This window comes from Buttiauxella selenatireducens (assembly GCF_031432975.1).
Lineage (GTDB): Bacteria > Pseudomonadota > Gammaproteobacteria > Enterobacterales > Enterobacteriaceae > Buttiauxella > Buttiauxella selenatireducens.
Genome location: NZ_CP133838.1, coordinates 4,217,945 through 4,237,457, shown reverse-complemented (window position 1 = coordinate 4,237,457; position 19,513 = coordinate 4,217,945). Strand labels below are relative to the sequence as shown.

Annotated in this window: 18 protein-coding genes and 1 pseudogene; 15 read left to right on the top strand and 4 right to left on the bottom strand. The window is 50.2% G+C overall.

The features are described from left to right. Window positions 1-122: 122 nt before the first annotated feature. From pucG to uraH, 4 genes and pseudogenes are all read left to right on the top strand, one after another. Window positions 123-1,364 (top strand): (S)-ureidoglycine--glyoxylate transaminase, encoded by a 1,242-nt coding sequence (pucG, locus tag RHD99_RS19445; protein WP_309876023.1) that lies wholly within the window; start codon window positions 123-125, stop codon window positions 1,362-1,364. After that, a pseudogene (gene hpxK, locus RHD99_RS19440) lies at window positions 1,364-2,614 on the top strand (allantoate amidohydrolase); the annotation flags it as partial. The gene pucG and the pseudogene hpxK, both read left to right, overlap by 1 nt. Continuing rightward, window positions 2,600-3,118 carry a 2-oxo-4-hydroxy-4-carboxy-5-ureidoimidazoline decarboxylase gene (gene uraD, locus RHD99_RS19435; protein WP_309879217.1) on the top strand — a complete coding sequence of 173 codons (519 nt, stop codon included), beginning with the start codon at window positions 2,600-2,602 and terminating at the stop codon, window positions 3,116-3,118. The pseudogene hpxK and the gene uraD, both read left to right, overlap by 15 nt. Then, window positions 3,115-3,450, top strand: coding sequence for a hydroxyisourate hydrolase (gene uraH, locus RHD99_RS19430; protein WP_309876021.1), 336 nt, complete (start codon window positions 3,115-3,117; stop codon window positions 3,448-3,450). Before uraD ends, uraH begins: the two co-directional genes overlap by 4 nt. Before the next feature lie 5 nt (window positions 3,451-3,455). Here the strand turns inward: uraH and RHD99_RS19425 are convergent, their stop codons facing one another. Next, window positions 3,456-4,223, bottom strand: coding sequence for an amidohydrolase (locus tag RHD99_RS19425; protein WP_183271409.1), 768 nt, complete (start codon window positions 4,221-4,223; stop codon window positions 3,456-3,458). A 236-nt stretch (window positions 4,224-4,459) separates the two neighbouring features. Further along, complete coding sequence (gene fadE / locus RHD99_RS19420; RefSeq protein WP_309876019.1) at window positions 4,460-6,904, bottom strand: acyl-CoA dehydrogenase FadE; 2,445 nt, start codon at window positions 6,902-6,904, stop codon at window positions 4,460-4,462. Between the two features lie 214 nt (window positions 6,905-7,118). Between fadE and lpcA the strand changes: the two genes are divergently transcribed. After that, window positions 7,119-7,700 (top strand): D-sedoheptulose 7-phosphate isomerase, encoded by a 582-nt coding sequence (gene lpcA, locus RHD99_RS19415; protein WP_064553165.1) that lies wholly within the window; start codon window positions 7,119-7,121, stop codon window positions 7,698-7,700. A 197-nt stretch (window positions 7,701-7,897) separates the two neighbouring features. Further along, window positions 7,898-8,665 carry a class II glutamine amidotransferase gene (locus RHD99_RS19410; RefSeq protein ID WP_270140396.1) on the top strand — a complete coding sequence of 256 codons (768 nt, stop codon included), beginning with the start codon at window positions 7,898-7,900 and terminating at the stop codon, window positions 8,663-8,665. Here the strand turns inward: RHD99_RS19410 and dpaA are convergent. Then, entirely contained in the window at window positions 8,636-9,373 is a 738-nt protein-coding gene (gene dpaA / locus RHD99_RS19405; RefSeq protein WP_309876014.1) for a peptidoglycan meso-diaminopimelic acid protein amidase, read from the bottom strand. The two genes, RHD99_RS19410 and dpaA, sit on opposite strands and share 30 nt — an antisense overlap. Window positions 9,374-9,859: 486 nt before the next feature. On the opposite strand from dpaA, the gene RHD99_RS19400 reads away from it, so the two are divergent. From RHD99_RS19400 to dinB, 8 genes are all read left to right on the top strand, one after another. Further along, window positions 9,860-11,203, top strand: a complete 1,344-nt coding sequence (locus tag RHD99_RS19400; RefSeq protein WP_309876013.1) for a Na(+)-translocating NADH-quinone reductase subunit A — start codon at window positions 9,860-9,862, stop codon at window positions 11,201-11,203. A 3-nt stretch (window positions 11,204-11,206) separates the two neighbouring features. Then, window positions 11,207-12,445 (top strand): NADH:ubiquinone reductase (Na(+)-transporting) subunit B, encoded by a 1,239-nt coding sequence (locus RHD99_RS19395; protein ID WP_183271404.1) that lies wholly within the window; start codon window positions 11,207-11,209, stop codon window positions 12,443-12,445. Then, on the top strand, window positions 12,438-13,232 hold the full coding sequence (locus tag RHD99_RS19390; protein WP_309876010.1) for a Na(+)-translocating NADH-quinone reductase subunit C: 795 nt from the start codon (window positions 12,438-12,440) through the stop codon (window positions 13,230-13,232). The genes RHD99_RS19395 and RHD99_RS19390 overlap by 8 nt, the downstream gene beginning before the upstream one ends. Then, window positions 13,225-13,863 (top strand): NADH:ubiquinone reductase (Na(+)-transporting) subunit D, encoded by a 639-nt coding sequence (locus RHD99_RS19385; protein ID WP_309876008.1) that lies wholly within the window; start codon window positions 13,225-13,227, stop codon window positions 13,861-13,863. The genes RHD99_RS19390 and RHD99_RS19385 overlap by 8 nt, the downstream gene beginning before the upstream one ends. A 6-nt stretch (window positions 13,864-13,869) precedes the next feature. After that, complete coding sequence (gene nqrE, locus RHD99_RS19380) at window positions 13,870-14,466, top strand: NADH:ubiquinone reductase (Na(+)-transporting) subunit E (RefSeq protein WP_183271401.1); 597 nt, start codon at window positions 13,870-13,872, stop codon at window positions 14,464-14,466. Window positions 14,467-14,478: 12 nt separating this feature from the next. Then, entirely contained in the window at window positions 14,479-15,702 is a 1,224-nt protein-coding gene (gene nqrF / locus RHD99_RS19375) for an NADH:ubiquinone reductase (Na(+)-transporting) subunit F (protein WP_183271400.1), read from the top strand. Window positions 15,703-15,713: 11 nt separating this feature from the next. Then, complete coding sequence (gene nqrM, locus RHD99_RS19370; protein ID WP_309876005.1) at window positions 15,714-15,938, top strand: (Na+)-NQR maturation NqrM; 225 nt, start codon at window positions 15,714-15,716, stop codon at window positions 15,936-15,938. A 108-nt stretch (window positions 15,939-16,046) separates the two neighbouring features. Further along, window positions 16,047-17,102, top strand: a complete 1,056-nt coding sequence (dinB, locus tag RHD99_RS19365) for a DNA polymerase IV (protein WP_309876004.1) — start codon at window positions 16,047-16,049, stop codon at window positions 17,100-17,102. 66 nt (window positions 17,103-17,168) lie between these two features. On the opposite strand, the gene pepD is transcribed toward dinB, so the two are convergent. Then, complete coding sequence (gene pepD, locus RHD99_RS19360; protein WP_309876003.1) at window positions 17,169-18,626, bottom strand: cytosol nonspecific dipeptidase; 1,458 nt, start codon at window positions 18,624-18,626, stop codon at window positions 17,169-17,171. A gap of 265 nt (window positions 18,627-18,891) precedes the next feature. Between pepD and gpt the strand changes: the two genes are divergently transcribed. Beyond that, window positions 18,892-19,350, top strand: coding sequence for a xanthine phosphoribosyltransferase (gpt, locus tag RHD99_RS19355; RefSeq protein WP_034457839.1), 459 nt, complete (start codon window positions 18,892-18,894; stop codon window positions 19,348-19,350). Window positions 19,351-19,513 lie beyond the last annotated feature (163 nt).

The following is a 19,513-nucleotide window of genomic DNA, read 5'->3' as shown; positions in this document are numbered from 1 at the left end:
ATCAGCATTAAATCGGAATGCTGCATCTTCCTTTCCTTGGCATCAATGAAAGTGAGTGGCACATTAGTTGCAGAATATTTTCATAAAGAATCTTTTGTTTCAGACGAATAAAAGGAAATGCCATGTTCGATATTCAGCACTTCACGCAAATTAACCCGCCGCATCGTTTGTTAATGGGGCCTGGGCCAATCAATGCCGATCCCCGTGTGTTGCGGGCCATGGCAAGCCAGTTGATCGGGCAGTATGACCCGGTGATGACTGGCTATATGAATGAAGTGATGGTGCTGTATCGCGAGCTTTTCCGCACGCAAAACCGCTGGACGATGCTGGTGGATGGCACTTCTCGTTCAGGTATTGAAGCCATCTTGTTATCGGCTATTCGACCTGGCGATAAAGTGCTGGTGCCAGTGTTCGGGCGTTTTGGCCATCTACTGTGTGAAATAGCGCGCCGTTGCCGGGCAGAGGTTCACACTATTGAAGTTCCGTGGGGGGAAGTCTTTACCCCTGATCAAATTGAAGATGCCATCAAAACCGTTAAACCGCGCTTATTGCTAACCGTTCAGGGTGACACCTCCACCACGATGCTCCAGCCTCTGGCTGAACTGGGTGAGATCTGCCGCCGTCACGGCGTGCTGTTTTATACCGATGCCACTGCTTCGTTTGGTGGCAACGCACTGGAAACCGATCGTTGGGGAATTGATGCGGTTTCTGCGGGTTTACAAAAATGTCTCGGTGGTCCATCAGGCAGTTCACCCATTACCCTAAGCGATGAGATGGTAGAGGTTATTCGCCGCCGCAAATGTGTGGAGGAAGGGATCCGAACCGCTGCGCATCAGGATGGCGATGACGAGATGATCTATTCGAATTATTTCGATCTCGGCATGGTGATGGATTATTGGGGACCAGAGCGTCTGAATCATCACACTGAAGCGACCAGCATGTTATTCGCCGCCCGTGAATGTGCGCGCATTATTCTCGAAGAAGGCCTGGATGCTGGGATTGCACGTCATGAATTGCATGGGCGTGCATTGGTGGCCGGGATTCAGGGGATGGGGCTGGAAACCTTCGGCAATCTGCAACATAAAATGAATAACGTGTTGGGAGTCGTCATCCCGTCAGTGGTTCATGGTGAGGAGGTGCGCAAAATGCTGCTGGAGGATTTCCATATCGAAATCGGCACCTCATTTGGCCCGCTGCAAGGCAAAATCTGGCGTATCGGCACAATGGGTTACAACGCCCGTAAAGATTGCGTGCTGCAAACACTCACCGCGCTTGAAGCCGTGCTTAATCGCCTCGGTTTTAAAACGACGCAAGGGGCTGCAATGCAGTCGGCGTGGGATGTCTATGCTCAGGAAAGTCGCTGATGCTAAAACATGTGATGAATCCGGCGCAGGCACGTGTTGCCGCAAAGCGTGTCATGTTGCGGGCAGATGAACTGGCACACATTAGCGAAACGGCTGGCCATCTGACGCGCGTCTATCTTTCTAAAGAACATCTGCATGCTAACCATCTGGTGGCTGGCTGGATGGAGCAAGTGGGGATGACGACCTGGCAGGATGCAGTAGGGAATATTTGCGGGCGCTATGAAGGTACCAGGGAAGGGGCGCAGGCGATTTTGTTGGGGTCACATCTGGATACGGTACGCAATGCCGGGCGGTACGACGGTATGTTAGGTGTGTTGAGCGCACTGGAAGTGGTCGCTTTCTTATATCAACACGACATTCAATTGGAACAAGCAATTGAAATCGTGGGCTTTGGTGATGAAGAAGGCACACGTTTTGGTATCACGCTGCTGGGTAGCCGTGGGATCACCGGGACATGGCCGCAGAGCTGGCTGGCGTGTGAAGATACCACGGGAACCAGCGTCGCCCAGGCGTTAGTGAATGCCGGTTTTGATCCATCGCGAATTCACAGTGCTGCGCGTAATCCTGAGGAGTTCAGCGCCTATCTTGAGCTGCACATTGAGCAAGGCCCGGTTCTGGAACAGGCCAATCTGGCACTTGGTGTGGTGACAGCTATTAACGGCGCACGTCGTTTGAAATGCAGCTTTATCGGTGAGGCGGGCCACGCGGGTACGGTGCCGATGGCGATTCGCAAAGATGCGCTCGCAGCAGCCGCTTGCTGGATGACGTACATCGAAAGCGCGACTCGCGCATTTAGCCCGGACATTGTTGCAACCGTTGGCACACTGCAATGTCAGCCGGGTGCTGCAAATGTGATCCCTGGTGAAGTTCAGTTGACGCTGGATATTCGCAGCCCAAGGGACGCTGACCTGGAAACGTTGCTGGAAAATCTGCTTAGCGAGGCACATAAAATCGTTGCACAGCGTGATGTCACATTCCACGCTGAAACTTACTATTCGATTCCCGCGACGCCGTGTGATGCCCATTTGCAGCAACAATTAAGCCATGCAATTAGCGCGGTGCAGGGAAGAACGATGTCTCTGCCAAGTGGGGCAGGGCATGATGCCATTGCTCTTGCCGAAAAATGGCCGGTCGGCATGCTGTTTGTTCGCTGCAAACGCGGGATAAGTCATCATCCGGCGGAGTCGGTTATTGAAGCTGATGTGATGCAAGCCGTGCAGGCTTATACGCAAACAGTGATCGCGCTGGCTGCGAAAAATACGTTGGCAGAATTTAACGAAGCGTCGGTGAACGATGCGCTGAGCTTTATCGCGCCATGCGTTGCGCTACCGGCCTGGGCTGAAGGTTTAGTCATAGCGCGTCCCTATTCTAATATTGACGTGTTGCAGCATTATGCTTCACAACTCACCCACCAGTGGGGAAGGGCAGAGCTGAACCAGGCGCTGAGTGCGCATCCGCGAATTGGCGAAAAGGCGCAAGGCAGCAGCAAAGAAGCGGCGCTTTCTAAAGATGAACAATCTGCGGTAGATGGGCAAAACGCGGCATTAACGGTTGCACTGGCGCAAGGTAATGCCGATTACGAAGCACGGTTTGGGCGCGTCTTTTTGATTCGCGCTAAAGGGCGCAGCGGTGATGAAATTCTGGGTGAGCTCCGCCGCCGTCTGAATAATTCGGAGCTTGATGAAGAGGTTGAAGCGCTGGAACAACTGCGCCAAATTACCTTGTTACGTCTGGAAGGAGTATTTACACAATGAGCCAATTGAGTACTCATGTTCTGGATACCGCCCTGGGGAAACCGGCGGTTGGTGTGGTGATTCAGCTTGAACAGCAGGTTGCTGAAAGTTGGGGAGTTATAGCCCGGGGTGTCACTGATATTGATGGGCGTTTGAAAGATTTCACCGGGGAGCCATTAGCGGCAGGGCGCTATCGCCTGACGGCAGAAATCGGGCTTTATTTTGCAGCAACGCAGCGGGAAACACTGTACCCCACTGCGCAAATTGATTTCGTTATCGTGCAAAGCGGCGGGCATTATCACCTGCCGTTTTTGATCTCCCCCTGGTCTTGGTCGACCTACCGGGGGTCGTAGAGTATTTAGAGCGTAAACGGATCGGCATCCTGCCAGGCGGGAAACTTCTCACGATATTCCTGCAACGCAATCAATGACAAATCGGCATCGAGGCGCATCGCCTGATGCGGTTCACCATTCGCCAGAATTTCGCCCTGTGGATTAATGATCTTGCTGTCGCCACGATAATGATGCCCATTGCCATCGGTGCCGACACGGTTGCAACCTGCAACGTACGCCTGGTTTTCAATAGCGCGGGCGACCAGCAAACTTTGCCAGTGCAGTGAGCGAGGTGCGGGCCAATTCGCAACATACAAGGCTAAGTCATAGTCGTTTCGATTGCGTGACCATACCGGGAAGCGCAAGTCATAACAGACCTGCGGCAAAATACGCCAGCCGCGCCATTCCACCACCACGCGCTCTTCGCCCGCCTGATAATGATGATGTTCATCTGCCATGCGGAATAAGTGACGTTTATCGTAGAAATGGACTTTGCCGTCAGGCTGAACCAATAGAAAACGGTTCACAGGCCCACGCTCGGTCTGCAGTGCAGCACTCCCGCCGATCATCGCCTGAGTTTGCTGGGCTTTAAACTGCATCCAGTCAATCACTTCCTCTTCAGCGAGCGACTGTTTGGCTGCTTCCATTGCAAAACCGGTGGTGAACATTTCTGGCAGGATAATCAGGTCACGGCCATGAATACCATCTAACAGCACATCGAAATGACGTAAGTTTGCCGCGCCATCCATCCAGACCAGCGGTTGTTGCAGAACGGTAATTTTCAAACCAGACACAATCGGAAGCCTCATGATTAACAATTATTCATTCACTTTAGCATGACTTATACCCTTCATACTTCAAGTTGCATGTGCGTTGGCTACGTTCAATCACCCGAATCACTTACTTGAGTAAGCTCATCGGGGTTCTTTTTCTTGCCGCCTTCCTGCAACTCGAATTATTTTGGGTATAACTGGCTTTTGTTGGCTTTGAGAAGGGCAATAAAAAACCCCGCGAACGGGGTTTTAAGAGTTTATGCGGCTTCAACTTTACGATGCTTTTCCGGCACCTTTACCGGCATGGTTGCCAGTTCCTCCGGCTCGAACTCATCGACGTTGATACTGCGCAAGCGACTGACTTCAGCTTTGGTGAGGATCGCCGCTTCGTCCGCGTTGATTTTCCCTTCAGCCAGCCATTGCTTAGCTTGTTCGTCCAGGCGAGTGAACGGCAGATTATGTCCAGTTTCTTTACAGATGCGCAGATGGATTGGCTCGGCGGCCATTACGTCCATCAATGCTTCTTCCAGTAAACCTGCCGGGTTGAACTCGCTTGGCGTCAGATACTGACCGCGACCAATGCGTGAACGGGTAGCGGACGGGATCTGCATGATCTTCGCCAGTTTATGATCCAACTTGTCCGATGGAGCATCGTAACGGCGGCCAAGTGGGAAGATAATTACACGCAACATGCCAGCGACAAACGCATTCGGGAAGTTACGCAGCAGATCGTCAATCGCTTGTTCTGCCTGATAAAGCGCATCCTGAACGCCCCAGTGAACCAGTGGCAGATCCGCTTCGTTACGGCCTTCGTCGTCATAGCGCTTGAGCACTGAAGATGCGAGGTAAAGCTGGCTGAGAATATCGCCCAGACGTGCTGAAATACGCTCACGACGTTTCAGGCTTCCGCCCAGTACGGCCATCGAAACATCGGACAGCAATGCCAGGTTGGCACTCAGTCGGTTCATATACTGGTAGTAACGTTTGGTAGAGTCTTTGGTCGGCGTGGAGCTGGTCAAACCGTTAGTCAGCCCAAGCCAGAGGCTGCGCATTTTGTTGCTGCCAACGTGGCCGATATGCTTGAACAGCAGTTTATCGAACGCGTTAACGTCATTGTTTTGCGCCGCCGTCATCTCTTCGAGTACATACGGATGGCAACGAATCGCACCCTGGCCGAAGATAATCATGCTACGCGTCAGGATATTCGCGCCTTCCACGGTAATCGCGATAGGTGCACCCTGGTAAGCTCGAGCCACAAAGTTCGAGTTGCCGAGCATGATGCCTTTACCGCCGACAATATCCATTGCATCCAGAATCGCGCGTTGGCCGCGGTGGGTGCAGTGATATTTAACGATAGCCGACAAAACTGCTGGTTTTTCACCGAGCATAATGCCGTAAGTCACCAGTGATGCCGCGGCATCCATCACATACGCGTTACCCGCAATACGTGCCAAAGGCTCCTCAATCCCTTCCATTTTACCGATAGAGATTCTGAACTGACGGCGGATATGAGCATAGGCGCCCGTTGCCATCGCCACAGATTTCAAACCACCGGTAGAGTTGGAAGGCAGTGTAATACCACGGCCAACGGACAGACATTCCACCAGCATACGCCAGCCCTGACCGGCCATTTTCGGACCACCGATGATGTAATCAATCGGGACGAAAATGTCTTTACCGCGAGTTGGGCCGTTCTGGAATGGCACGTTGAGTGGGAAGTGGCGCTTACCGATTTCCACACCTGGGGTGTGAGTTGGAATTAACGCACAGGTAATGCCCAAATCTTCGCCATCACCGAGTAAATTATCCGGATCCGACAGTTTGAACGCCAGCCCCAGCACGGTGGCAATAGGTGCCAGCGTAATGTAGCGCTTGTTCCAGGTCAGACGCATACCCAGAACTTGTTGACCTTGCCACTCGCCCATACAGACTACGCCAGTATCAGGAATGGCGCCTGCATCGGAACCCGCTTCCGGGCTGGTCAATGCAAAGCAAGGGATCTCTTGCCCGCGAGCCAGACGTGGCAGGTAATGATTTTTCTGTTCTTCTGTTCCGTAATGTTGCAACAGTTCACCTGGGCCTAATGAGTTAGGCACACCCACGGTTATCGCCAGGATGCCTGAAACACCAGACAGTTTTTGCAGCACGCGTGACTGAGCGTAAGCGGAGAACTCCAGGCCGCCGTACTCTTTTTTGATGATCATCGCGAAGAAGCGATGCTCTTTTAAATAAGCCCACAACTCTGGCGGTAAATCTGCCATTTCGTGTGTGATTTGGAAGTCATTCGCCATGCGACATGCTTCTTCAACCGGCCCGTCAATAAAGGCTTGTTCTTCTTCAGTCAGCTTAGGCTGCGGGTAGTTATGCAGTTTTTCCCAGTCTGGTTTACCGCGGAACAGATCTCCTTCCCACCAGGTCGTACCGGCGTCGATAGCCTCTTTTTCAGTACGAGACATCGGCGGCATGACTTTACGGAAGCTACGGAATACCGGAGCGGAAATTAAAGATTTACGCATTGGGGTAAAGACAAACGGCACCAGGATTATCGCCAGCGGGACGAGCAACCATATTGACCAGATACCGGCGAAACCAAGCGCTGCCGTCCACACCAGCAAAATTGCGCTACTGAGCAGTAAATTGACCTGGTGATAGAAAAGCACACCGAGGAGAACAACCGTTGCAACAATACTCAAAATCAACATAAAGGAAACTCCCTTGCTTGTAGGAGGTCTGACCACTTGGATGTATTGGTTTTAGTTCATGTGGTTTTTTTTAGCAATATCTTCACAAAATAATTACAACCTTGCTCACATTGTTATCGCACAGAACCGCAAAAGCAGGTGGATATGGCGCTTCTCGCGCTATCCGGTAAACTGCTTGGGTTTACTCAATCGAAAAATACTGAAGGACATCCTCATGTACCAGGATCTTATTCGTAACGAATTGAATGAAGCGGCAGAAACGCTGGCTAACTTCCTGAAAGATGACGCTAACATTCATGCAATCCAGCGTGCGGCGGTTTTGCTTGCTGATAGCTTCAAAGCGGGTGGCAAAGTTTTATCTTGCGGTAACGGTGGCTCACATTGCGATGCAATGCACTTTGCTGAAGAACTGACGGGGCGCTACCGTGAGAACCGCCCGGGTTACCCGGCAATCGCCATTTCTGATGTCAGCCACATCTCCTGTGTTGGCAACGATTTTGGCTACGACCATATCTTTTCTCGTTACGTTGAAGCTGTAGGCCGTGAAGGCGATGTGTTATTGGGGATCTCCACTTCTGGAAACTCTGGCAACGTTATCAAAGCGATTGAAGCTGCGCGTGCCAAAGGCATGAAAGTCATCACCCTGACCGGGAAAGACGGTGGCAAAATGGATGGGACTGCGGATGTCGAAATTCGCGTTCCACACTTCGGTTACGCTGACCGTATTCAGGAGATTCACATCAAAGTGATTCATATTCTGATCCAGCTTATCGAAAAAGAGATGGTCAAAGCTTAGTTTGAGGGTAGAGGGTTTACGCCCTCACCCCGGCCCTCTCCCTCAGGAGAGGGAGAATAAAGATCCAATCCTCCTCCGTCAGGAGCGGGAGAAAACAGATCCAATCCTCCTCCGTCAGGAGAGGGAGAAAACAGATCCCATCCCCTCTCCCTTAGGGAGAGGGTTAGGGTGAGGGTGGTTTAAGCCTGGAGGTTAATATGTGCGAACTGCTCGGGATGAGCGCTAACGTACCAACAGATATTTGCTTTAGTTTTACCGGGTTGGTGCAGCGTGGCGGAGGTACGGGGCCGCATAAAGATGGCTGGGGAATTACCTTTTATGAAGGTAAAGGTTGCCGTACGTTCAAAGATCCGCAACCTAGCTTTAATTCACCCATCGCTAAACTTGTGCAGGATTATCCGATCAAATCTTGTTCTGTGGTTGCACATATCCGCCAGGCAAATCGCGGTAAAGTCGCGCTCGAAAATACCCACCCTTTTACGCGTGAGTTATGGGGCCGCAACTGGACCTATGCCCACAATGGCCAACTCAAAGGCCATCGCTCTCTTGAAACTGGCCCGTTCCGCCCCATTGGTGAAACTGACAGTGAGCAAGCATTTTGCTGGTTACTGCATAAATTGACACAACGCTACCCACGAACACCCAGCAATATGCAGGCAGTGTTCCGCTACATCACCGAACTTGCTGGGCAATTGCGTGAGAAAGGCGTGTTTAATATGTTGCTGTCGGATGGTCGTTATGTGATGGCGTTTTGCTCCACAAACTTGTACTGGATTACCCGACGAGCACCCTTTGGTGTGGCAAAACTGTTGGATCAAGATGTGGAAATTGATTTTCAGGAAGAGACCACACTCAACGATGTGGTCACTGTTATCGCGACTCAACCCCTGACGGGAAACGAAACCTGGCACAAGATAGCACCAGGTGAGTCGGAATTATTTTGTCTCGGAGAACGCGTAGTTTGATGCCAACTGCGGTTGTGTCGTAGGCACAACCGGCTTACTGATCACATAGTTACCGCTAATAACAGAAACGCCTGGCGGCTGGTGATTTGCCATAAAGTAGTCATAACCCGGCTTCAGTTGTTTCCAGAAGTTGATGTAGTACGAATACTTGTGGCGTTCCATATTGGCGTCAGTCATGCGGAACGGATAAATGCTTACTTGCACGTTCGGTTGTCCGAATACCAATGCTCCAGTGACAAACTGGAAAATCTCATCAATGTTGGTGTCAGTCATGGCATAGCAGCCAACAGACACGCAAGCACCGTGAATCATCAGATACTGACCTTGATAACCATGTGAGCGATCAAACTCATTCGGGAAGCCGATATTAATGGCTTTATAGAAGCGGCTATCAGGTTTGAGCTGGCTGCGGGTCACATTATAAAAACCCTCAGGGCTCTTAAAATCACCCTGACGTTGTTTAGGACCTAACCCACCGGAATAGTTGCAAATTTTGTAGCTGTCGAGCAGTTGATACTGTTCGCTCATCTTCACAAATAGCTCTAGCGTGCGCTCTTCCTTAAATATCTGGATATAAACAGGAGAGCCCATAAGTTGTTGCTTGAATTCTTTACTGACTGGCGTGGTTGACGAATTGCCGCTTAATAAGCTGGCAAACGACATGCACGGAATCAGAAGCATCGCAATAACGAGTGCGATCTTACGCATACTGCTTTATTCCTTGATAAAACTTATACCAATTGCCAGGACGGCAAAATATGAGGCCCGAAATCAGAATGCTCTGGATTACGTGCGCTCACATTAGCATCGTTCTAAATTTTCGCAAGCTTGAATCTGGAGCCATTGGGTACATTAATAGACTTTTTGGAATACATACGCAAAGCAAATGAATTGGTTTTTTGCGTAACAGTTCGCATTGCTGCATATCGGTGTGCTGATTTCTGCTACTTCGCGGGGGAATGATGCTAAAATCCACCGCGAATGTTGACCTGCGGATAAGAACGGAAACTTTCCATAAGTCAGTTGTCCCGGTTGTTTGGGCGACTTATCACTCCCTCTCGTAATAGTGAACGGATGCGTTTCCATTTTTAATCTGCCTTATGTGTCGCATTGGTTGAACCCTGTTTCGACCCCTCAGTTGTCGGCTACAGTTTTTGTCGGTGTGTTTAAGCCAATTTTAAACGTGATAACCTTATGATAAAAATCAAAAAAGGTCTGGATTTGCCTATCGCTGGTTTACCGGAACAGCAAATTCATGACGGCCCAGCGATACCCTTAGTGGCCCTGCTCGGTGAAGAGTATGTCGGCATGCGTCCTTCAATGCTTGTGCAAGAGGGCGACAAGGTATTGAAAGGTCAGCCACTCTTCGAAGATAAAAAGAACCCTGGCGTTCTCTTTACTGCTCCTGCTAGTGGCACGGTAAAAGCGATTAACCGTGGCGAGCGTCGAGTGCTGCAATCTCTGGTTATTGAGGTTCAAGGTGATGAACAAGTCGTTTTCGAACGCTTTGCAGCAGAAAACCTTGCCAAACTGCCGCGTGAAACCGTTCAGGCGCAATTGTTAGCTTCTGGTTTGTGGACTGCGCTTCGGACTCGTCCATTCAGCAAAGCACCACAACCATCAACAATTCCTGCAGCCATTTTTGTCACCGCGATTGACACCAATCCACTGGCGGCTGACCCGCAACCTATTATTCGCGCCCATCGCGAAATGTTTGATGCCGGTTTAACGCTGTTATCCAGACTGACTGATGGCAAAGTCCACGTCTGTCAGGCTGGTGGCGGTAAGCTCGGTGGTCATCCCGCTGGGCAGGTGACTTTTAATGAGTTTGCTGGCCCTCACCCTGCTGGGTTAGTGGGTACACACATTCACTTCCTCGAGCCGGTTAGCCTGCAAAAAATGGTCTGGCACCTGAATTACCAGGATGTGATTGCCATCGGCAAATTGTTCGTGGAAGGCGAGTTGTGGACCGAGCGTGTTATTGCACTGGCAGGCCCACAAGTTAAAAAGCCGCGCCTGATTCGCACGCGCCTGGGTGCTTCACTCGACGTGCTGACGGCGGGCGAATTGGAAGACGGCGAAAACCGCATTGTTTCTGGTTCGGTATTAAGTGGAACGATAGCTGCTGGCCCGCGCGCCTGGCTTGGTCGTTTCCATTTGCAGGTTACCGTTCTGAAAGAAGGGCGCGAAAAAGAACTGTTTGGTTGGGTCATGCCGGGTGCAGACAAATACTCTATTACCCGCACGACTATCGGCCACTTCCTGAAGCGAAAATTATTCAATTTCTCAACAGATACCAATGGTGGCGAGCGTTCAATGGTACCGATCGGCAACTATGAACGTGTTATGCCGATGGATATTCTGCCAACGATGTTATTGCGCGATTTATTGGCCGGGGATACCGACAGCGCTCAGGCGTTAGGGTGTCTGGAGCTGGATGAAGAAGATTTAGCGCTTTGTACTTATGTTTGCCCTGGGAAATACGAATACGGTCCAGTGCTACGCGAAGTGTTAACCCGCATCGAGCAGGAAGGATAAGTCATGGGCTTGAAGCATTTATTTGAAAAACTAGAGCCGCACTTCACGCAAGGCGGAAAGCTAGAAAAATACTACCCACTCTTTGAAGCTACGGCGACATTGTTCTATACACCAGGCATCGTTACGCCTGGGGCCTCCCATGTTCGTGATGCTATCGATCTGAAGCGCATGATGATCCTGGTGTGGTTTGCAGTATTCCCAGCCATGTTCTGGGGCATGTACAACGTTGGGCTACAAACTATTCCCGCACTGAACAAAATGTACGGAGCGGAACAACTCCAACAGGTGATTTCATCTGACTGGCACTATGTCGTCGCACAATGGCTTGGGGTTAACTTTACGCCTGATGCTGGCTGGCTGAGCATGATGACGCTTGGCGCGGTCTTCTTCCTGCCAATCTACATCACTGTGTTTTTGGTGGGAGGTTTTTGGGAAGTCTTGTTCGCAATCATCCGTAAACATGAAGTTAACGAAGGCTTTTTTGTAACTTCTATTCTGTTTGCGTTGGTGGTTCCTCCAACATTACCGCTATGGCAAGCGGCACTCGGTATCAGTTTCGGCGTTGTTATCGCTAAAGAGATATTCGGTGGAACAGGTCGTAACTTCCTGAACCCTGCACTAGCTGGCCGTGCCTTCTTGTTCTTCGCATATCCAGCGCAGATTTCGGGCGATTTAGTGTGGACTGCGGCAGATGGTTTCTCAGGTGCAACACCTCTTTCTCAGTGGGCGAATGGGGGTAGTGAAGCCCTGATGAATGTCGCAACCGGTCAGCCTGTGACCTGGATGGATGCATTCCTCGGCAACATTCCCGGCTCAATTGGTGAAGTATCAACACTGATGATCCTGATTGGTGGGGCGATTATCCTGTTTGGCCGCGTGGCTTCCTGGCGCATCGTCGCAGGCGTGATGCTCGGTATGATTGCCACAGCAACCCTGTTTAACTTCATTGGTTCTGCAACCAACCCGCTGTTCGCTATGCCATGGTACTGGCACCTGGTACTTGGAGGTTTTGCCTTTGGCATGATGTTCATGGCGACAGACCCGGTTTCTGCTTCGTTTACTAATAAAGGTAAATGGTGGTACGGGGCGCTCATCGGTGTGATGTGTGTCCTGATTCGTGTTGTAAACCCAGCCTATCCAGAAGGGATGATGCTGGCGATTCTGTTCGCCAACCTCTTTGCACCGTTGTTCGATTATCTGGTTGTGCAAGCCAATATCAAGCGGAGGAAGTCGCGTGGCTGAAGTAAAAAGTAACGATAGCATCGGCAGAACGCTGCTGGTGGTGCTGGTGCTTTGCCTGGTCTGTTCCGTCGTGGTGGCAGGTTCAGCTGTAGGGCTTAAAGCGCGTCAGCAGGAGCAAAAAGCGCTCGATAAACAGCGTAACATTCTGGATGTTGCGGGCTTAGCAACACCAAAAATGACTGGCGAAGACGTCAAAGCAATCTATGAAACACGCATTACACCGCGTTTGCTGGACCTTAAAAGTGGTGATTTACTGGATAAAGACGCCTCTAAATTCGACCAGGCTGCGGCATTGCGTGACCCCGACCAGAGCATGACGCTCGCTTCCAGTGAAGATCGCGCCGGGATAAAGCATCGCAGCAATATCGTCGAAATTTATCTGGTTCGCGATGAGCAAAACAAAGTGCAGGAAGTCGTATTGCCTGTTTATGGCAAAGGCTTGTGGTCGATGATGTATGCCTTTGTTTCTCTGCAAACTGATGGCCGTACGGTAAAAGGTATCACTTACTACGATCATGGCGAAACGCCAGGGTTGGGTGGTGAAATTGAAAACCCAGTCTGGCGTGAGCAGTTTATCGGCAAGAAAGTCCTTGATGATAAAGGCCAGCCTGCACTGCGCATTGTGAAAGGTGGCGCACGTCAGGGCGATGAGTTCGGGGTTGACGGTTTATCGGGTGCCACGCTGACGGCTAACGGAGTACAACACACTTTTGATTTCTGGATGGGTGAACTCGGTTTTGGCCCTTTCCTGAAAAATGTACGTGAAGGAGCGCTCAACAATGGCTGATATTTCAGACATGAAAGAGGTCAAACGGGTACTGGTTAGCCCGTTGATAGATAACAACCCCATTGCCTTGCAAATACTCGGCGTCTGCTCGGCGCTGGCGGTAACCACGAAACTGGAAACCGCGTTTGTCATGACGCTTGCGGTCACCGTGGTGACAGCGTTTTCCAGCATGTTCATCTCGATGATCCGTAACCTGATCCCAAACAGTGTGCGAATCATTGTGCAAATGGCGATCATTGCTTCGTTGGTTATCGTTGTGGATCAGATTTTGCGCGCTTACGCCTACGAAATTTCCAAACAACTTTCGGTCTTTGTCGGTCTGATCATCACCAACTGTATCGTCATGGGGCGCGCTGAAGCGTACGCCATGAAGTCGCCACCGTTGGCAAGTTTTATGGATGGTATCGGTAATGGCTTGGGATATGGCGTGATTTTGCTGCTGGTTGGCTTCCTGCGTGAGCTTATTGGCAGTGGTAAATTGTTTGGTATCACGGTGCTTGAAACGGTGCAGAACGGTGGCTGGTATCAGCCAAACGGGCTGTTCCTTCTTGCGCCGAGTGCATTCTTTATTATCGGCCTGCTTATCTGGGCCCTGCGTACGCTCAAGCCTGCGCAGCAGGAAAAGGACTAACTGACTATGGAACATATGATTAGTCTGTTTGTGCGTGCAGTGTTTATTGAGAACATGGCGCTCGCGTTCTTCCTTGGTATGTGTACCTTCCTTGCGGTCTCCAAGAAAGTCTCTACTGCATTCGGTTTAGGTGTAGCGGTAACCGTCGTTTTAGGGATTGCTGTCCCTGCGAATAACCTGGTTTATAACCTGATTCTTCGTGATGGCGCGTTGGTAGAAGGCGTTGACCTGAGCTTCCTGAACTTCATTACCTTCATTGGTGTGATTGCCGCGTTGGTGCAGATCCTCGAAATGATCCTTGATCGTTTCTTCCCGGCTCTCTACAACGCGCTGGGTATTTTCCTGCCGCTTATCACCGTTAACTGCGCCATTTTTGGTGGCGTATCGTTTATGGTGCAGCGTGACTATAGCTTTGGTGAATCCATTGTTTATGGTGTTGGCTCTGGTGTGGGCTGGATGCTGGCGATTGTCGCGATGGCAGGTATCCGCGAGAAGATGAAATATGCCAATGTGCCCGCAGGATTGCGCGGCTTAGGAATTACCTTTATCACCACTGGATTGATGGCGCTGGGCTTTATGTCATTCTCCGGTGTGCAGCTGTAAGGGCGAAAACGTATGGAAATTATTCTTGGCGTGGTGATGTTCACGCTCATTGTTTTGGCTCTGGCTCTGTTGATTTTGTTTGCCAAGTCAAAGCTTGTGAACTCCGGTGATGTGCTGATCGAGATTAACAACGAAGCAGACAAACAGTTTCATGCTCCGGCGGGTGACAAACTGCTTAATACACTCTCAAGCCAGGGGATTTTTATCTCTTCTGCTTGTGGTGGCGGTGGTTCTTGCGGGCAATGCCGCGTGACAATTAAAGAAGGTGGTGGAGATATTCTGCCAACCGAGCTTTCGCATATCACTAAGCGTGAAGCGAAAGAAGGCTGCCGCCTTGCCTGTCAGGTTGCTGTTAAGCAAGACATGAAAATCGAGCTTCCGGAAGAGATCTTTGGCGTCAAAAAATGGGAGTGTGAAGTTATCTCAAACGATAACAAGGCGACTTTCATAAAAGAACTCAAACTGCGCATTCCTGATGGCGACGTGGTGCCGTTCCGTGCGGGGGGTTATATCCAGATTGAAAGCCCGCCTCACGAAGTTAATTACCAGGACTTTGATGTTCCACAGGAATATCGCGGTGACTGGGATAAGTTTAATCTTTTCCGCTTCAAATCTGTGGTGAAAGAGCCCTGTGTTCGCGCTTACTCCATGGCGAACTACCCGGATGAGAAAGGCATTATCATGCTGAACGTGCGTATTGCTACGCCGCCGCCGAATGTGCCAGATGCACCACCGGGGATCATGTCCTCTTATATCTGGTCGTTGAAAGCGGGTGACAAAGTGACGATTTCCGGGCCGTTTGGTGAATTCTTTGCCAAAGATACGGACGCTGAAATGGTGTTCATTGGCGGTGGTGCAGGTATGGCCCCAATGCGTTCACATATCTTTGACCAGCTTAAACGCCTTCACAGCACGCGCAAAATCAGTTTCTGGTATGGTGCTCGTTCTCTGCGTGAGATGTTCTACGAAGAAGAGTTTGAAAAACTGGCGCAGGAAAACCCGAATTTCACGTTCAATGTGGCCCTTTCTGATCCACAGCCAGAAGATAACTGGACGGGTTACACCGGTTTCATCCACAACGTATTATTGGAAAACTATCTTCGCAGCCACCCGGCACCAGAAGACTGTGAGTTCTATATGTGTGGGCCGCCGATGATGAATGCCGCAGTTATTAAAATGCTTAAAGATCTTGGCGTAGAGGATGAAAATATCATGCTCGACGACTTTGGCGGCTGACGGGAGCCATTATGCTGACACTGTTTTTAGCCACCTTCGTTATATTTCTTCTGGTGATATTTGGAATGTCACTGGGTGTTATCGTGAAGCGCAAAACGCTTCAGGGTAGCTGTGGTGGCATTGCCGCACTAGGCATGGAGAAAGTCTGCAACTGCCCTGAACCTTGTGATGCTCGTAAGAAGCGCATCGCGAAAGCTGAGCGGCAGGCAAAACTTCAGCAAAACCGCATCATTTAAGCTGTTTTAAACCTCCCGCGTTGCCGGGAGGTTTTCTTTGATTTGTACTTTCCTCAACTAATATTTTAACTGTATACTTATCCAGTAAAATAACTGGTGTGAAAAAGTATGCGTAAAATCATTCATGTTGATATGGACTGCTTTTTTGCAGCTGTTGAGATGCGTGATAACCCTGCATTGCGGGATGTCCCGTTGGCAATCGGCGGGAGCGCACAACGACGTGGCGTCATCAGTACAGCAAATTATCCAGCCCGAAAGTTTGGTGTCCACAGCGCGATGTCGACAGCGATGGCACTCAAATTATGTCCGCACCTGACACTTTTACCGGGGCGCTTTGAGGCATACAAAGAAGCTTCAAATCATATCCGTGAAATTTTTAGCCGATACACCACACTTATCGAACCGCTGTCACTGGATGAGGCTTATCTGGATGTCACCGATAGTCTGAACTGCCTGGGGTCTGCAACGCTCATGGCAAAGGAAATTCGTCAGGCAATTTCGGACGAACTTAATCTCACCGCTTCTGCGGGTATCGCCTCGGTAAAATTCCTCGCCAAAATCGCTTCTGACCTTAATAAACCCAACGGGCAATACGTGATCACTCCGGAGGAAATCCCCGCGTTTTTGCAAACCTTGCCGCTTGGCAAAATTCCAGGCGTCGGCAAAGTCACGGCGGGAAAACTGGAGAGTTTGGGATTACGTACCTGTGCTGATGTGCAGAGCACCGATCTCGCCTCGTTACTTAAACGGTTTGGTAAATTCGGGCGCGTGTTGTGGGAGCGAAGCCAGGGAATAGATGAACGTGAAATTAATAACGAACGGCAACGTAAATCGGTTGGCGTTGAGAAAACGCTGGCAGAAGATATTCATGAGTGGCATGAATGCGAGGCCATTATTGAGCAACTCTATCCTGAACTTGAACGACGTTTGAAAAAGGTTAAACCGGACTTACTGATTGCCAGGCAGGGTATCAAACTCAAATTTAAAGATTTCCAGCAGACCACCCAGGAACATGTCTGGCCGCAGCTAAACAAAGCCGATTTAATCTCAACTGCGAAGAAAACATGGGAAGAACGCCGGGGTGGGCGAGGGGTAAGATTAGTGGGTTTGCATGTGACTTTGTTGGACCCGCAGATGGAGCGGCAACTGGTGCTGGGGCTATAAAAAAACCCTCACTCGGTTTTCTCCTTCTCCCTGAGGGAGAAGGCCAGAATGAGGGTTATTTAGTGCTTACTTAGCAGGAATGGCTTTCAGCAATTCTGTCAGCAAGATCCAGTATTGACCTACGCTTTCGATATGAACTTGTTCATCAGGAGAATGTGGACCCGTGATGGTCGGCCCAATGGAAACCATATCCATATCTGGGTAAGGTTTCTTAAACAGACCACATTCCAGACCCGCATGGATGACCATGATGTTCGGAGTCTTATTGAACAGCTTCTGGTATGTTTCACGTACCAAATGCATAACTGGTGAGTTTGCATCCGGCTGCCAGCCAGGGTAGCTGCCTTTCGCCACGGTTTGCGCGCCAGCGAGCTGGCCCAAAGCGTGGAGCATGCCAACCACGTAATCTTTACCGCTATCAATCAGTGAACGAATCAGGCAGATGATTTCTGCGCTTTCGTCAGTCATTGTGACCACACCTACGTTCAGTGAGGTTTCCACAACGCCTTTTACTGCATCGGAATTACGGATTACACCATTTGGCATTGCGTTCAGCAGGCTCAGGAAAGTGTCGCGACTTTTCGCAGTCAGCGCTTTCTTGTCTGTTGTGACCGTCTCGAGTAAAACTGTGATGTTTTTCTCGACGGCTGCCAGTTCATTTTTCAGAATCGAAAGGAACTTGTTAGCCAGTAATTCCAGCTGTGCTGCTTTATCTGCCGGAACGGCCAGGGTAGCAAAGCCTTCACGTGGAATAGCATTGCGCAGCGTACCGCCGTTCAGATCAATCAAACGAGCATCCAGTTCTGCTGCGTGAGCGAACAGGAAACGAGCCAGCAATTTGTTTGCGTTGCCCAGACCCAAATGGATTTCACCACCTGAGTGACCACCTTTCAGACCTTTGATGGTCAACTTAAAGGTTTCGTAACCGGCAGGAATCGCTTCGCGTTGCAGTGGTAGCGTGGAGATAAAATCAATCCCACCAGCACAACCCATATAGATCTCACCTTCTTCTTCAGAGTCGGTGTTGATCAGAATATCAGCTTGCAACCAGCCCGCTTGCAGACCAAAAGCACCGTCCATACCGGCTTCTTCGGTCATGGTAAGCAGAACTTCTAATGGGCCATGGGATACCGAATCATCTGCCAGCACCGCCAGAGCGGACGCCATACCAATACCGTTATCTGCGCCCAGCGTAGTTCCGCGCGCTTTGATCCACTCACCGTCAATGTACGGTTGAATCGGATCTTTGGTGAAATCATGGACAGTGTCGTTATTTTTCTGCGGCACCATATCAAGGTGAGCCTGCAGGACCACCGCTTTACGGTTTTCCATGCCCGCAGTTGCAGGTTTACGGATCAGGATATTGCCGATCTGGTCGCGCTCTACATGAAGGCCTTTTTCTTTTGCCCAGGACAGAATATGTTCCGCAAGTTGTTCTTCATGATAAGAAGGGTGCGGAATAGAACAGATTTTGGCAAAAATATCCCACAGCGGTTGCGGAGATAATTGAGACAATTCAGACACGATAAGTCTCCTTGACATCGACTCTGCCGACTATTTTGGTTAGCAGAGACCAGGATTGATCTAAATGAAATACAACACAAGTAAGCATTGTGTGCTGGCTTGAGAATACCACTTTAACTCACGCTATGACGATCTAAAGCACGTAAAAACGAAGGGGGCGAGCCCACAGCACTGGTTTTTAGTGCGCCAGATCTCTATAATCTCGCGCAACCAAAACCCCTTTGAACATTTTTAAGCCGTTAATAACTGGCTGGGATAATTTCACATGAGCGAAAAATACATCGTCACCTGGGACATGTTGCAGATTCACGCGCGTAAGCTGGCAAGCCGTCTGCTTCCTGCTGAACAGTGGAAAGGCATTATTGCCGTTAGCCGTGGCGGCCTGGTTCCTGGCGCACTGCTGGCACGTGAATTGGGGATTCGTCATGTTGATACCGTTTGTATCTCCAGCTATGACCACGACAACCAGCGCGAACTCACTGTGCTGAAACGTGCTGAAGGTGATGGTGAAGGTTTCATCGTTATTGATGACCTGGTAGATACTGGCGGCACCGCAGTGGCTATCCGTGAAATGTATCCAAAAGCGCATTTTGTCACTATCTTCGCCAAGCCTGCAGGTCAGCCTTTGGTTGACGATTACGTTATCGATATCCCGCAGGATACCTGGATTGAACAGCCGTGGGATATGGGCGTGGTGTTTGTACCACCTTTGGCTGGCCGTTAATAACCGTCATCCTTTGAGCCACAGCGGTGTTGGCTGCACTCATTCACCCCAGTCACTTACTTGAGTAAGCTCCTGGGGATTCACTCCCTTGCCGCCTTGCTGCAACTCAAATGATTTAGGTTATACATTTCAGAATTTGCACTGATTTACGCCCGGCAATGCC

What these genes read in the sequence shown, in the direction of transcription:
- pucG (WP_309876023.1), top strand. Translation starts at nt 123, where the DNA reads ATGTTCGATATTCAGCACTTCACGCAAATTAACCCGCCGCATCGTTTG.
- uraH (WP_309876021.1), top strand. Translation starts at nt 3,115, where the DNA reads ATGAGCCAATTGAGTACTCATGTTCTGGATACCGCCCTGGGGAAACCG.
- fadE (WP_309876019.1), bottom strand. Translation starts at nt 6,904, where the DNA reads ATGTTGATTTTGAGTATTGTTGCAACGGTTGTTCTCCTCGGTGTGCTT.
- RHD99_RS19400 (WP_309876013.1), top strand. Translation starts at nt 9,860, where the DNA reads ATGATAAAAATCAAAAAAGGTCTGGATTTGCCTATCGCTGGTTTACCG.
- gpt (WP_034457839.1), top strand. Translation starts at nt 18,892, where the DNA reads ATGAGCGAAAAATACATCGTCACCTGGGACATGTTGCAGATTCACGCG.
- RHD99_RS19395 (WP_183271404.1), top strand. Translation starts at nt 11,207, where the DNA reads ATGGGCTTGAAGCATTTATTTGAAAAACTAGAGCCGCACTTCACGCAA.
- RHD99_RS19410 (WP_270140396.1), top strand. Translation starts at nt 7,898, where the DNA reads ATGTGCGAACTGCTCGGGATGAGCGCTAACGTACCAACAGATATTTGC.
- dinB (WP_309876004.1), top strand. Translation starts at nt 16,047, where the DNA reads ATGCGTAAAATCATTCATGTTGATATGGACTGCTTTTTTGCAGCTGTT.
- nqrM (WP_309876005.1), top strand. Translation starts at nt 15,714, where the DNA reads ATGCTGACACTGTTTTTAGCCACCTTCGTTATATTTCTTCTGGTGATA.
- lpcA (WP_064553165.1), top strand. Translation starts at nt 7,119, where the DNA reads ATGTACCAGGATCTTATTCGTAACGAATTGAATGAAGCGGCAGAAACG.
- dpaA (WP_309876014.1), bottom strand. Translation starts at nt 9,373, where the DNA reads ATGCGTAAGATCGCACTCGTTATTGCGATGCTTCTGATTCCGTGCATG.
- nqrE (WP_183271401.1), top strand. Translation starts at nt 13,870, where the DNA reads ATGGAACATATGATTAGTCTGTTTGTGCGTGCAGTGTTTATTGAGAAC.
- nqrF (WP_183271400.1), top strand. Translation starts at nt 14,479, where the DNA reads ATGGAAATTATTCTTGGCGTGGTGATGTTCACGCTCATTGTTTTGGCT.
- RHD99_RS19385 (WP_309876008.1), top strand. Translation starts at nt 13,225, where the DNA reads ATGGCTGATATTTCAGACATGAAAGAGGTCAAACGGGTACTGGTTAGC.